Here is a 12,958-nt window from a genome sequence, read left to right as displayed (position 1 = left end):
CCTGGCGCGCCGACCGCAGACTCCCGCTACGCCGCCACAAGCGCCAGGGCTGCACGGCGGGTGAGCACCGAGTCGAGGATCTCCCCCACCCGGATGGCCGTGTTGGACAGCAGCGCCGAGGTGATGCCATGCGAGTGCTCGGTGCCGCCCTGCAGATAGATGCCCACCCGCAGCCGCTCGTCGGTAGCCGCCCGGTAGTCGCGTTTCACCGTGGGGCGGCCCAGGTCGTCGCGGGTGCACAGGTCGCCGACCACGCCCAGCACGCCGTACGGGTCGGCCTGGTGGTAGCCGGTCGCGCAGACCACGATGTCCGCTTCGAGGGTGGTGATCTCGCCGGTGACCAGGGACTGGATTGCCACCCGAGCGCCGGTGGGGGTGTCGGTCACCTGGGTCATGCGGGACATGTTGAGCATGCGCAGGCGTTCACGGCCGAGGACCTTCTCCTGGTACGCCCGGCGGTACAAGTCGTTGATCAGGTCCACGTCCACCACCGAGTAGTTGGTGTTGCCGTGGTAATCCATCAACAGCCGCTTGACCTGCTCGGGAGCCTGGTAGAACTCGTCCACGGCCTGCGGGTCGAAGATCCGGTTGGCGAATGAGCTGTCGTCGGCCGGGGAGTAGCCGTAGCGGGAGAACACCGCGCAGACCTCGGCCTCGGGGAACTCGGTGTGCAGGGTGGCCACGGCCTCGGCGGCACTCTGGCCGGCGCCCACCACGACGAACCGGCGTGCCCGGGTGCCGCGGATGCGGGGCAGGTTGTGCAGCAGGTCGCTGGTGTGCCAGACCCGCTCGCTCGCCGTCACACCCTCGGGCAGCCGCGGGCGCAGGCCGGTGCCGATCACCAGGTTGCGGGCCCGATGCGTGGTCAGCCGGCCGCCTTGGCGGGCCACCACGTCGACCGCGTCGATCTCGCCGCTTTCGCCCTCAACCGGGGTCACCGAGACCACCTCGGCGTCATAGGTGACCTGGTCGGCGACCTGCTCGGCGGCCCACGTGAAGTAGTCGTGGAACTCCGCGCGCAGCGGGAACAGGTTCTTGTGGTTGATGAAGTCGATCAGGCGTCCGCGCTCGTGCAGGTAGCGCAGGAAGCTGAACTCGCTGGTCGGGTTGCGCAGCGTCACCAGGTCCTTGAGGAACGACACCTGCATGGTCGCGTCGTCGAGCAGCATGCCGCGGTGCCAGCCGAAGGAGGCCTGCCGCTCGAGGAAGCGCGTGGTCACCCGTGCGGCACCCGCGTCGTCGTTGTGCTCCGACGCGGCGATGGCCAGGGCCAAATTGGACGGCCCGAAGCCGATCCCCACGACATCGAGTACAGGTTCAGACATGTCGGTCCCTCCAGCGCGGGGCCGTTCTGACCCCGGATTTCGGTTAGCCTAACCTAAGGCCGGGGATCGTCCAGAGGTTGAGTGAGGGAGAAACATTCATGCGGGTCGTCATGCTCGGCTATCAGACGTGGGGGCACCGGACGCTGCAGGCCTTGCTGGACTCCGAACACGACATCGTCGCGGTGGTGACCCACCCCCGTGGCGAGGGGGCGTACGAGAAGGTCTGGTCCGATTCGGTGGAAGATCTGGCCCGCGAGTCCGGGGTGCCGGTCCTGGTCCGTGAGCGCGCCGACGACGACGAGCTGTACGAGGAACTCAAGCGGCTCGCCCCGGACGTGCTGGTGGCCACCAACTGGCGTACCTGGATCCCGCCCCGGATCTTCTCCCTGCCACCGTTCGGCACGCTCAACGTGCACGACGCGCTGCTGCCCGCGTACGCCGGATTCTCGCCCCTGATCTGGGCCCTGCTCAACGACGAACCGGAAGTCGGCGTCACCGCGCACCTGATGGACGAGACCCTCGACGCCGGGCCGATCGTGCTGCAGCGAGCCGTGCCCGTGGGTCCGAGCGACACCGCCACGGACCTGTTCGCCAAGACGCTGGAGCTGTTCGGGCCGATCACCGTCGACGGGCTCGCCGAGATCGCCTCCGGGCGCCGCGACTTCACCCCGCAGGACCGCTCGAAGGCCAGCTTCTTCCACAAGCGCTCGGAGGAGGACATCCGCATCGACTGGAACTGGACCGCCGAGGAGCTGTCCCGCCTGGTCCGCGCGCAGTCGGCGCCCTACCCGCAGGCGTTCTGCTTCCACAAGGAACGGCGCCTGGAGATCATCACGGCGGGTGTGTCGGAGGCGGTCTACGGCGGCACCCCAGGACGCATCTTCTACCGCGAGGGCGACGGGGTGGCGGTGGTCGCGGGCGCCGAGGCCCGTCGCGGTCGCAGCAAGGCCTTACTGATCACCAAGGTACGCACAGAAGACGGCATTGAGCTGGCCGCCCATGACTACTTCACAACCATGGGCGGCTACCTCACCAGCCGTCCTCAGTAACGCCCGCCTTCCGGCGCCGGCAACGCGTCCAGGGCTGCCATCTGCTCGTCGGTGAGCGTGACCCCGGCGGCCCCCGCGTTGTCGGCCAGGTACTTCGGCGTCTTGGTGCCCGGGATCGGCACCACATAGCGCCCCTGACGCAGCACCCAGGCCAAGGCCACCTGCGCCGCGCTCACCCCGGCCTGCTCGGCGAGCTCGCGCACCCGCCCGGCGATGGCCAGGTTGGCCCGCAGCGCGTCCTGCTGGAAGCGCGGCAGGTTGCGCCGGAAGTCCTCCTGCGGCAGGTCGTCGAACGAGCTGAACCGCCCGGCCAGGAAACCGCGGCCCAGCGGCGAGAACGGCAGGAACCCGATGCCCTGCTCCACGCAGTACGGCAGCACCTCGGCCAGCGCGTCACGCGTCCACAGCGACAGCTCGGACTGCACCGACGTCACCGGGTGCACGGCCTGCGCCCGCTTGATCTCCTCGACGGTGACCTCGGACAGCCCGATGCGCCGCGCCTTGCCCGCTGTCACGGTCTCGGCCATCGCACCCCACGTCTCCTCGATCGGCACGTCGGGGTCGACGCGGTGCAACTGGTACAGGTCGACGTGGTCGGTCTGCAGTCGGCGCAGGCTCGCGTCGATCGACTCGCGGACGTGCTCGGGACGGCCGTTGCGCACCAGCCCGTCCTCACCCGCCGACGTCAGCCCGACCTTGGTGGCCAGCACGGCCCGATCGCGGTGACCGCCGGTGAGCGCGCGTCCGACCAGGTCCTCGTTGGTGTGCGGGCCGTACACGTCGGCGGTGTCGATGAGCGTCACGCCCAGGTCCAGCGCCTGGTGGATCACCGAGATGCTGGTCGTGTCGTCACGCGGTGCGCTCAGGTCGTACGCGTGGGTCATCCCCATGCAGCCGAGCCCGATCACCCCCACTTCAGGCCCGTGCGCACCCAGCGTGGTGGTTTTCATGCCAACTCCCCTTCCAACAAACCCATCGTGATCTCGTCGTGCCACTGTCCGTCACGCCGGAACTGGCTGCGCAGGCGACCTTCAACCACGAAACCCACTTTCTCGTACGCCCGCTGCGCCCGTTCATTGGCCGCGACAACGGTCAGCGAGACTTTGTGGAGCCGCATCTTGTCGAAGCCGTACCGGCACGCGGTCCGCACCGCGTCGGTGCCGTAGCCCTTGCCCCAGTGATCTTTCTCGCCGATGTAGATGTCGAGTTTGGCGCACCCGGTCTCCGGCTCGGCGTCGCGCAGCACGACCAACCCGATCAACGTGCCGGCGGCCAGCGTCTCGATGCCGAACAGCACGTGCCCGTAGTCGTTGCGCGGGCGCTCCTCCAGCCATCTGCGAGTCTGCTCGATCGGCTGCGCGTAGGTGTCGTCCATCCAGCGCATGACCTCGGGATCGTGGTTCCACCGCCACAACGCCTCGGCGTCGGACGGCCCCATCGCCCGCAACTTCACAAGATCCCCGAAAACAAACATGGGGACCATTATCGGTCGCGCAGGTCGTCCAGCGCTTTCCGTAACAGCTCCTGGGTGCGGTCGGGCTGCTCGGCCTCGATCACCAGGCGGCCCATCGCGGCCGCGTAGTGATCCACGTCCTCGCGCTTGTCCAGGTAGAGCCCCGAGGTCAGGTGCTCGATGTAGACGACGTCCGGCAGATGCTGGTGGGCGAAGCGCAATATCGAGAACGCTCCCCCGGCCGCGGCGTGGCCGCCGGACTCGAACGGGATCACCTGCAGCCGGACGTTGCGGTGGGTGGAGACCTCGAGCAGGTATTCGATCTGCTCGCGCAGCACCTGCTCGCCGCCGATCGGGCGGTGCAGCACCGCCTCGTCGATCACCGCCCACAGCCGGGGTGCGTGCTCGCGGGTGAGCAACTGCTTACGGGCCATGCGCAGGTCGGCGCGCCGGTCGATCTCCTCGGCCGAGGCGGTGCCGTGCCCGAGCAGGATGACGGCCCGGGCGTATGCATCGGTCTGCAGCAGGCCCGGCACGAACTGGATCTCGTAGGTGCGGATCAGTTCGGCTGCCTGTTCCAGGTCAAGGTAGTTCTGGAACCAGGTGGTCAGCACATCGCCGTAGGAGTGCCACCAGCCGGGTGAGTTCGCCTCGCGGGCCAGCGCGAGCAGGCGTTCGTGCTCGCCCGGGTCCGTGATGCCGTACAGCCTCAGCAGGTCGGTGACGTCGCGTTCCTTGAACGCGACGCGGCCGAGCTCCATCCGGCTGATCTTCGACTCGGATCCGCGGATCTCGTAGCCGGCCTGGTCGCGGGAAATCCCCGCGGCCAGGCGCAGGCTGCGCAGCCGGGCACCGAGCTGCAGCCGGCGGACCGTGGGACCGCCGTTCTGCTCGGGTGCGCTCACCGGCATGGTCCTCTGATTACGGCTTGCGCCCGACAAGGGCGTACTGATCGATCTCATCGGTCTCCGCGCCGGGTTCCGGGCGCCACCGGGTCACCGGCACCGCGCCGGGCGCGACGATCTCGAGCCCGTCGAACAGGCCGACGAACTGCTCGGGCGTACGCAGGTGGTATTTCGGGTTGGCCGAGATGTTCCAGATCCGCACGGCCTCGGTGTTCTCCGGGCTGGTGTCGCTGCCGTCGTACATGGCCACATAGCTGCCCGAGGGCAGCCGGTCCATGAAGGACTTGATGATCCCGCGGGCCTCGTCGTCGGACTCGATGTGCCCGAGGATGCCCATCAGCATCAGCGCGACCGGCTGGTCGAGATCGAGGGTGCGCCCGGCTTCGCGCAGGATGGTGTCGCTGTCGTGCAGGTCGGCGTCGATGTAGTCGGTGGCACCGGCCTCGCTGGTGGTCAGCAGAGCCCGGGCGTGCGCGAGCACCAGCGGGTCGTTGTCCACGTAGACGATGCGGGCCTCGGGCGTGACTGACTGCGCGACCTCGTGGGTGTTGTCGGCGGTGGGCAGGCCGGTGCCGATGTCGAGGAACTGGCGGATGCCGGCTTCTCCGGCGAGGAAGCGCACCGCCCGGGCCAGATAGGCCCGGGACAGCCGGGCGTTCTCGGCGAGCTGCGGCAGGTTGGTGATGATCTGGTCACCGACCTCGCGGTCCACCGCGAAGTTGTCCTTGCCGCCGAGCAGGTAGTTCCAGATCCGTGCCGTCTGCGGCACCGTCGTGTCCAGCTTGGGATTGTCACGCTCGCCGCCGGGGGCGGCCGGGCCGTCTGCCACGTGCGCTTCCTTCGGGTCGTATGCAACTTGCTCGATCGTCGGGCAAGCATAGACCCGAACCGGTGACTCAGTCCGCGTAGTCGGCCGGGTCGAAAACGCGCCCGGACAGCTCCTGGGGCACCGCTGCGACCCCCGGCCCGCCGTCATCGAGCCAGCCGATGACGGCGTCGACCAGGTGATCATCGAGGATGTCGCCGAGGTGTACGAGCCGGGCGCCACCGCGGCGGGCGGCGGGAGTGGGGTGCACCACCACCACATTGGAGCGCTCGCAGACCTTGAGGCACTCGCTCACCCGTACCCGGTGACGCTCGCCGGCCGCACCCCGGATGGCCTCGAGTTGCGCGTCGTGATCGACCCCCGGGTGTTTCTGGGCGTCGCCGCAGCAGCAGTCCCGGCAGACGGTAAGCGCTCCCCCCATGGTCTTAGTGCACCAGGACCTTGCTGGAGATCTGGTCGTCGGCACCGGGCACCGGCTGCGACGGGTCCGAGCCGACGTCGACCAGCTCGTTGCGCTCGTTGACGTGCGCCACCCGCGGCTCGTAGGTGGCCCGCTCGGCCTCCTCCACCTGCTTGAACGACATGATGATGACCAGGTCGCCGACCGAGATCAGCCGCGCCGCGGCACCGTTGATGCCGATCACCCCGGAACCGGCCGGACCCTCGATCACGTACGTCACCAGCCGGGCACCGTTGTCGATGTCCACGACCTGCACCTGTTCGCCCTCGATAAGGTCGGCGGCGTCCATCAGGATCTTGTCGATGGTGATGGACCCGACGTAGTGCAGGTCCGCCTGAGTCACCGTGGCGCGGTGGATCTTGCCGCCGAGCAGGGTGCGCTGCATGTCTGTGGTCCTCCAAGGATGTGGTAGCGGGGCATCCCCCGCCGCGAAGCAAAGGTAGCCTAACCTAACCTAGCGAGCCAACGGACCACCCACTCACAGGAGCCGATATGTCATCCCGCATCCGAGGCTGGAGACGGGTTCTCACCGTCGCCGCTGCCGGCCTGCTCACCCTCACCACCGCAGCCGCCTGCGGTTCGGACGATTCCTCCGACACCAGCACCGTCTCCACCGGCTCGGGTGCGTCCGCCGCCGCGTTCCCGGTGACCATCGAGCACAAGTTCGGCTCCACCACGATCGACAAGAAGCCCGAGCGCGTGGTCACCGTCGGCTGGAACGACCAGGACCCGGCCATCGCGCTCGGCGTGGTCCCGGTGTCGACGCGCGAGTGGTTCACCGAATACCCGGCGTACCCGTGGGTGCAGACCGCGCTCGGCGGCAAGCAGGTGCCCACCTTCTCCGCCGAGATCAACTTCGAGGCGATCATCAAGCAGCAGCCCGACCTGATCATCGCGATCTACGAGACGATCAACAAGGAGACGTACGACAAGCTCTCCCAGATCGCCCCGACGGTCATCCAGTCCAAGGACTTCGGGGACGAGGAGACGCCCTGGGACGTGCAGACCCGCACGATCGGCAAGGCGCTGGGCAAGACCCCCGAGGCCGAGGCGCTGATCAACAAGGTGCAGGCCAAGATCGACGACGCCAAGGCGGCCAACCCCCAGTTCGCCGGCAAGACCCTGGTGGTGGACTTCGGTCCGGAGAAGGGCCAGCACTGGCTGCTCGGCGCCAAGGACCCGCGCCGCGCGCTGTTCGACGCGCTGGGCTTCAGCGTGCAGAACGAGAAGGATGACGTCAGCGAGGAGCGCCTCGACCTGCTGGACCGCGACGTGCTGTTCGTCAACGGCGCGACCAAGAAGGACATGGCTGCCTCGCCCGCGTTCGCCCGGCTCAAGGTCGTCACCGAGGACCGCACCCTCTACACGAGCTTCGACACACCGCTGAGCGGGGCCCTGGCCTACAGCGGTCCGAACGCGCTGCTCTACGCCCTGGACATCCTGGTGCCCCAGCTCAAGGCGGCCACCGACAACGACCCGGCCACCAAGGTCGAGGATCTTTCCAACCAGAGCTGATTCATCCGGTACGGCCACAGAGCGGCCGGCGCTCCCCCGCCGGCCGCTGGGTTCTTCGCAGCGGCGTCCTACTCCTCGGTCTGATGCCGGGCGCCCCCGTGCGACTCGGGACTCAGCACCCGCGCGCCACCTTCGGGCGGCCCGGCCTCGGACTGCTCGCCCGCCGCCAGCTCGGGATACTTGGCATCGAAGGCCGGGCGCTCGGAGCGGATCCGTGGCATCCGGTCGAAGTTGCGCAGCGGCGGCGGTGACGAAGTCGCCCATTCCAGCGAGTTGCCGTGCCCCCACGGGTCATCAACGGTGATGAGCTGGCCGTACTTGTACGACTTCCACACGTTGTAGATGAACGGCAGCGTCGAGGCGCCCAGGATGAACGAGCCGATTGACGACACCGTGTTGAGCGTGGTGAACCCGTCATCGGGCAGGTAGTCGGCATACCGGCGCGGCATGCCCTCGGCCCCGAGCCAGTGCTGCACCAGGAACGTGGTGTGGAAGCCGAGGAACGTCAGCCAGAAGTGCACCTTGCCGAGGCGGTCGTCGAGCATCCGGCCGAACATCTTCGGGAACCAGAAGTAGATGCCGGAGAACACCGCGAACACGATTGTGCCGAACAGCACATAGTGGAAGTGCGCCACGACAAAGTAGGTGTCGTGCACGTGGAAGTCGATCGGCGGCGAGGCCAGCAGCACCCCGGACAGCCCGCCGAACAGGAACGTGACGAGAAATCCGATCGCGAACATCATCGGCGTTTCCAGGCTCACCTGCCCGCGCCACATCGTGCCGATCCACACGAAGAACTTCATCCCGGTGGGCACCGCGATCAGGAAGCTGAGCAGGCTGAAGAACGGCAGCAGCACCTGGCCGGTGCCGAACATGTGGTGCGCCCACACGCTCATCGACAGCCCGGTGATCAGCAGGGTGGCTGCGACCAGGCCCTTGTAACCGAACAGCGGCTTGCGGCTGAACACCGGGATGACCTCGGTGATGATGCCGAAAAACGGCAGCGCCACCACGTAGACCTCGGGATGGCCGAAGAACCAGAACAGGTGCTGCCACAGCAGCGGGCCGCCGGTGTCGACGTCGAACACATGCGCACCCAGGATGCGGTCAGCCGCCAGCGCGAACAGCGCGGCGGCCAGGAACGGGAAGACCAGCACCACGAGCAGGCTGGTGAGCAGGATGTTCCAGGTGAAGATCGGCATCCGGAACATGGTCATGCCGGGGGCTCGCAGGGTCAGGATCGTGGTGATCATGTTGACGCCGCCGAGGATCGTGCCGATGCCGGACAGCGCCAGCCCGACGATCCACATGTTGCCGCCCACGCCCGGAGAATGCTGGTTGTCGCTGAGCGGTGTGTACGCAGTCCAGCCGAAATCCGCGGGGCCGCTGGGCACGAAGAACCCGCCGATGGCGATCATTCCGCCGAACAGATACATCCAGTAGGCGAAGGAGTTGAGCCGGGGAAACGCCACATCGGGCGCGCCGATCTGCAGCGGTGTCACGAAATTGGCGAAGGCGAACACGATCGGCGTTGCGAAGAACAGCAACATGATCGTGCCGTGCATGGTGAACAGCTGGTTGTACTGCTCCGGCGACAGCATCTGCAAACCCGGGCGCGCCAGCTCGGCGCGCATCAGCAGAGCCATCGCGCCACCGATCATGAAGAACACGAAGGCGGTGGTCATGTACATGATCCCGATTTGCTTCGCGTCGGTGGTGCGCAGAATGCGCGCAAGCGCGGAACCCCGGACCGGCTGGCGTACCGGCCAGGGCCGGGAGGTGACGGGACGCGGGGTGATGACAGCCAACGGTGCTCCCCAAGATCGGCGCGGGGCCAGCGGTTTCGCCGGACGCGGGGGCGCGGGTACCCCTCACCATTGACATCTAACGACGCCGATGGAAAAAGTTAAAGAGGGACGACAGCCACAGACGGGCGGTCACCAATGGCCGATGATCCCTTTGCCGCGGCGCTGCACGACATCGAACACCGGCTGAGCGAACAAGATCCGGATTTCGCCGCACGGATGCGCGCGCCGGATACCGGCGCGCGCCCGATTCCCAAAACCCTTGTGCTGTGCGCTCTGCTTTACATCATCCTGCCGATCGAGGCCCTGCTGCTGGGCTGGACAGCCGCGCTGATAACGCTGGCTGCCGCAACAGCGATCATGGTTTTATTGAGGCACCTTCACTGACGCGATCGCGTTGTTGAAACCAATGTCGCGGAGATCGGCAATGCCCCCGGCATTCTCGGCATCCACGGCTCCGAGTTCCTTGGACTGCCCGGTGCAGTCCGGTCCGCTCCAAATCTTGACCAGCCCGTCGAAGGCGATCGAGGAGGCGGTGCCGGGGTCGAGGGCGTTCACACACCCGCCGTCGGGAACGGTGCTGGCCTCGATGACCTGGGACGCGGCCTCATCGTCGAAGACGTTGAAGGAGAAGCTGCTGAACAGCACGACCCGCTTGGCCGGGGTGCTGGGCTGCTGCGGTTGGTCGCTGGGCCGGGGTGCGGTTCTGGCGTCTGTTGCGCCTTCGGATCTGCTGCCGTCTGGACGTACCGCAAACCAGGTGTTGCCTTGGCCTTGGCCTTTCACGTCGCCGGGTCTGGTGTCCTTGGCGAAGCGGTAGACAGGCCAGCCGCCCACCGTGACCTGCAGCTTGCCGTCCTCGCGGGGCACGACGCCGATGTCCTGCCCGGCCACCCCGGCAAGGAAGATCTTGCCGCCGGCCTGCACGGTCACCGGCGGCCACTCAGCGGCACACTCGCCGTTGCAAGCTGACTTCGGCGGCTGAGCGCTGTCCTTGTCGAACCGGTAGAGCGTCAGCCCGGCGCCGTTGACCAGCACCTGCCCGGCATCGGCGAGCCGGGTGGCGGTGAGCTGAACCCACTTCTCGGCCTCGACGGCCTGGGCCTCGGACAGCGTGCCACCCACGGGAGCCGCCCAGTCGCCGGTGCCTTGGATCGCGTTGCTGGTCTTGGCGGTGCCGTTCTGCGTCTGCGGCTGCTGCGGCTCAGCGGCGGGTGCACCGGCACCCTCCCCGGCCGTGGGCGAGGTGGGGGACGCGGACTTGGGCGAATCAGTCCCGCAGGCCGACAGCAGCATCGCAGCCCCGGCAGCCACCGCGGCAAACTTTCGCGAGGATCGCATCTCTGCGCCCCTTCCGTGAGCAAGACGAGCGGTATGCCACCCACACGTCCGGCCCACGGAAGCGGTTCAGCCATCGATCACCCTCCGAGCGCCTCGGCCAGCAGCGGGCCGAGCTTTTCCAACGTTGTTGCGTCGAGCAGCTCGGAGTGGCTCACCGGCAATTCGTGGACGGTCATAGCGGCCACGAGGGGACGCCATGCCGGTGCTCCGGGGCCGGTGAAGCCTTGCTCGGCGACGGTTGCCTCGACGAACAGAACCCCGCCGTCGTACCGGGGGTAGGTGGCCGTGGCCATCAGGCGGTCGCTGTTCAGGTAGTTGCGCAGGATCAACGCGATCTGGTCGTCGGTCAGTGCCGCCACCGTGCCGCCGGCGTCGCGGACAAAGGCGACCGCTTCCTGCAGGGTCAGTGACGGCGACGGGACCTCGTAGCCCATTTCGGACAGCAGCCCGGCCACGGTGGAGGGGGATGCGATCGCGTCGCGGCGGGCGTCGAGCATGCCCACGAACGAAACGGTGCGTCCCCGCGAGCGCAGTTCCGCCGCTACGCACAAGGCCAAGGCGCCGCCGAACGACCAGCCGAGCAACCGGACCGGCCCCGACGGATACGCCGACTCCACCCGATCGGCCTGCCGCTGGGCGAGTTCGGCCATCGTGGTTGCTGGTTCAAAATCGGACTGCAGACCGACCAGGGGTACGTCCACAAAGCGTTTCAACCCGGCGAACTGCCACGCCAACCCGCTCGCCGGGGCCAGGCAGAACAGCGGCTCGCCGGTTCCCGGAGCCAGGTGCAGCACCGGAGCCAGCGCGTCCCCGTCCGGTGCCGAGCCCTCGACCAGCCGGGCCACCCCGGCGACCGTGGGAGCGGTGAAGAGCCGGGACACCGGGATGTCCGCGCCCAGCGTTTCGCGCAGGGCGGTGGCCAGGCGCACCAGGAGCAGGGAATGCCCGCCGAGCGCGAAGAAGTCGTCGTGCACCCCTACCGCCGCTACCCCGAGCACGTCCGCGACCAGGCGGGACACTGCTGCTTGCGTACGAGATCGCGGTTGCTCGGCCGAGGCCCCCGCAAGCTCGACGTCCGGCAGCGCGTTGCGGTCCACCTTGCCGTTGGGTGTCAGCGGCAGGGCGTCGAGCACGTGGCAGACCGCGGGCACCATGTAGCCGGGCAGCCGCGACTCCAGCAGCGTGGTCAGCGACGCCTGGGTGAACGCAGACGTCGTGATCAGGTACGCAACAAGCCGGTCGTTGCGGGCCACCACCACGGCCCGGGTGACGTCCGGGTGGGACAGGGCCACCGACTCGATTTCTTCCAGCTCGATGCGGAACCCTCGCACCTTGACCTGGTGATCGGTGCGCCCGAGGTATTCGAGGTCGCCGTCCCGCCAACGGGCCAGGTCACCGGTCCGGTACAGGCGAGCGCCGTTGCCGTCCGCGACGAAACGGGAGGCGGTCAGGGCCGGGCGGCCGTGGTAGCCGCGGGTGACCTGAGGACCGCCGAGGTACAGCTCACCGGCCACTCCGGGCGGGACGGGCTGCAGGTGGGCGTCGAGGACCTGGGCGGTGACGGTGGGTTGCGGCCGGCCGATCTCGCCGTTCCAGCCTTCGCCGACGTCGGCTGCGGTGGCCCAGACGGTGACTTCGGTGGGGCCGTAGAGATTGGTGACTGCGGCCGTACGGGATCGGAGTTGTCCGGCTAGTGAGGTGGGGAGGGCTTCGCCGCCGACCAGGGCTCTCACGGCGGTCAGATCCACGTCGGAGGCTTCGAGCAGGGCGGCCCAGAGCGCGGGGGTGGCCTGCATGGCGGTGATGCGGTGCCGCTCGATGAGGGCGGCGAGCAGGCGCGGGTCGCGTATCTGCTCGGGTGAGGCGAGGACGATGGTGCCCTGGGCGCGCAGGGTGCCGAGGATTTCCAGGACGGAGATGTCGAAGGAGAGGGTGGTTACGGCTAGGAGGCGTTCGGCTGGGTTGAGGGGGAAGGCGGCCAGGAAGGATTCGAGGTTGCGGTGGGTGACTACTACGCCTTTGGGCTGGCCGGTGGAGCCTGAGGTGTAGATGAGGTAGGCGGCGCTGTCTGGGCTGGGGTTGGTGTTGTGGTTTCCGGGTGCGGGGGTACCGGTCGCGGGGCTCGCGGGGGTTGCAGCTTCGCGTAGAGCGTTGAGGAAGGGTTCGTCGATGATGACGGCGGGGGTGGCGTCGGCGATCATGAAGGCTCGGCGGGCGGGGGGGGAAGCGGGGGCGAGGGGGAGGGAGGCGGCGCCCGCTTTTTGCACGGCCCGGGCGGC

13 protein-coding genes are annotated in these 12,958 nt (G+C 68.1%); 3 read left to right on the top strand and 10 right to left on the bottom strand.

The genetic code is table 11. From position 1 onward, the window contains the following. Positions 1–26: 26 nt before the first annotated feature. A complete protein-coding gene (locus TFC3_RS07335) occupies positions 27–1,325 on the bottom strand; it encodes a lysine N(6)-hydroxylase/L-ornithine N(5)-oxygenase family protein (RefSeq protein WP_067497228.1) in 1,299 nt (432 codons plus the stop codon). Positions 1,326–1,423: 98 nt separating this feature from the next. On the opposite strand from TFC3_RS07335, the gene TFC3_RS07330 reads away from it, so the two are divergent. Further along, positions 1,424–2,374, top strand: a complete 951-nt coding sequence (locus TFC3_RS07330) for a methionyl-tRNA formyltransferase (RefSeq protein ID WP_067497226.1) — start codon at positions 1,424–1,426, stop codon at positions 2,372–2,374. On the opposite strand, the gene TFC3_RS07325 is transcribed toward TFC3_RS07330, so the two are convergent. From TFC3_RS07325 to panD, 6 genes are all read right to left on the bottom strand, one after another. Next, positions 2,368–3,324, bottom strand: coding sequence for an aldo/keto reductase (locus tag TFC3_RS07325; RefSeq protein ID WP_067497224.1), 957 nt, complete (start codon positions 3,322–3,324; stop codon positions 2,368–2,370). The genes TFC3_RS07330 and TFC3_RS07325 overlap by 7 nt on opposite strands. Beyond that, positions 3,321–3,848 (bottom strand): GNAT family N-acetyltransferase, encoded by a 528-nt coding sequence (locus TFC3_RS07320; RefSeq protein WP_067506162.1) that lies wholly within the window; start codon positions 3,846–3,848, stop codon positions 3,321–3,323. The genes TFC3_RS07325 and TFC3_RS07320 overlap by 4 nt, the downstream gene beginning before the upstream one ends. Before the next feature lie 8 nt (positions 3,849–3,856). After that, on the bottom strand, positions 3,857–4,738 hold the full coding sequence (locus TFC3_RS07315; RefSeq protein ID WP_067497222.1) for a helix-turn-helix transcriptional regulator: 882 nt from the start codon (positions 4,736–4,738) through the stop codon (positions 3,857–3,859). 10 nt (positions 4,739–4,748) lie between these two features. Next, a complete protein-coding gene (locus tag TFC3_RS07310) occupies positions 4,749–5,561 on the bottom strand; it encodes an SAM-dependent methyltransferase (RefSeq protein WP_067497220.1) in 813 nt (270 codons plus the stop codon). A gap of 67 nt (positions 5,562–5,628) precedes the next feature. Continuing rightward, positions 5,629–5,979, bottom strand: a complete 351-nt coding sequence (locus TFC3_RS07305; RefSeq protein WP_067497216.1) for a hypothetical protein — start codon at positions 5,977–5,979, stop codon at positions 5,629–5,631. 4 nt (positions 5,980–5,983) lie between these two features. Further along, entirely contained in the window at positions 5,984–6,403 is a 420-nt protein-coding gene (panD, locus tag TFC3_RS07300) for an aspartate 1-decarboxylase (RefSeq protein ID WP_067497215.1), read from the bottom strand. 107 nt (positions 6,404–6,510) lie between these two features. Between panD and TFC3_RS07295 the strand changes: the two genes are divergently transcribed. Then, the gene (locus TFC3_RS07295) at positions 6,511–7,533 is read left to right on the top strand and encodes an ABC transporter substrate-binding protein (protein WP_067497213.1); all 1,023 of its coding nucleotides are present in this window, start codon (positions 6,511–6,513) and stop codon (positions 7,531–7,533) included. A gap of 68 nt (positions 7,534–7,601) precedes the next feature. On the opposite strand, the gene ctaD is transcribed toward TFC3_RS07295, so the two are convergent. Then, positions 7,602–9,341 carry a cytochrome c oxidase subunit I gene (gene ctaD, locus TFC3_RS07290; RefSeq protein ID WP_067497211.1) on the bottom strand — a complete coding sequence of 580 codons (1,740 nt, stop codon included), beginning with the start codon at positions 9,339–9,341 and terminating at the stop codon, positions 7,602–7,604. 135 nt (positions 9,342–9,476) lie between these two features. Between ctaD and TFC3_RS07285 the strand changes: the two genes are divergently transcribed. Beyond that, entirely contained in the window at positions 9,477–9,725 is a 249-nt protein-coding gene (locus TFC3_RS07285) for a DUF3040 domain-containing protein (RefSeq protein ID WP_067497210.1), read from the top strand. Here the strand turns inward: TFC3_RS07285 and TFC3_RS07280 are convergent. Next, complete coding sequence (locus TFC3_RS07280) at positions 9,705–10,679, bottom strand: hypothetical protein (protein WP_067497208.1); 975 nt, start codon at positions 10,677–10,679, stop codon at positions 9,705–9,707. The two genes, TFC3_RS07285 and TFC3_RS07280, sit on opposite strands and share 21 nt — an antisense overlap. 77 nt (positions 10,680–10,756) lie before the next feature. Continuing rightward, the coding region (locus TFC3_RS07275) for an amino acid adenylation domain-containing protein (protein ID WP_161952548.1) at positions 10,757–12,958 on the bottom strand (2,202 nt) is incomplete at its 5' end.

Origin of the sequence: Actinoplanes sp. TFC3 (genome assembly GCF_001553785.1) — a bacterium.
GTDB lineage: Bacteria > Actinomycetota > Actinomycetes > Mycobacteriales > Micromonosporaceae > Actinoplanes.
Note: the sequence above shows the minus strand (reverse complement) of the source record. Positions and strands in the feature narration are given on the sequence as shown.

Coding starts and splice junctions, on each gene's coding strand:
- TFC3_RS07335 (WP_067497228.1), bottom strand. CDS start 1,325: ATGTCTGAACCTGTACTCGATGTCGTGGGGATCGGCTTCGGGCCGTCC.
- TFC3_RS07330 (WP_067497226.1), top strand. CDS start 1,424: ATGCGGGTCGTCATGCTCGGCTATCAGACGTGGGGGCACCGGACGCTG.
- TFC3_RS07325 (WP_067497224.1), bottom strand. CDS start 3,324: ATGAAAACCACCACGCTGGGTGCGCACGGGCCTGAAGTGGGGGTGATC.
- TFC3_RS07320 (WP_067506162.1), bottom strand. CDS start 3,848: ATGTTTGTTTTCGGGGATCTTGTGAAGTTGCGGGCGATGGGGCCGTCC.
- TFC3_RS07315 (WP_067497222.1), bottom strand. CDS start 4,738: ATGCCGGTGAGCGCACCCGAGCAGAACGGCGGTCCCACGGTCCGCCGG.
- TFC3_RS07305 (WP_067497216.1), bottom strand. CDS start 5,979: ATGGGGGGAGCGCTTACCGTCTGCCGGGACTGCTGCTGCGGCGACGCC.
- panD (WP_067497215.1), bottom strand. CDS start 6,403: ATGCAGCGCACCCTGCTCGGCGGCAAGATCCACCGCGCCACGGTGACT.
- TFC3_RS07295 (WP_067497213.1), top strand. CDS start 6,511: ATGTCATCCCGCATCCGAGGCTGGAGACGGGTTCTCACCGTCGCCGCT.
- TFC3_RS07285 (WP_067497210.1), top strand. CDS start 9,477: ATGGCCGATGATCCCTTTGCCGCGGCGCTGCACGACATCGAACACCGG.
- TFC3_RS07280 (WP_067497208.1), bottom strand. CDS start 10,679: ATGCGATCCTCGCGAAAGTTTGCCGCGGTGGCTGCCGGGGCTGCGATG.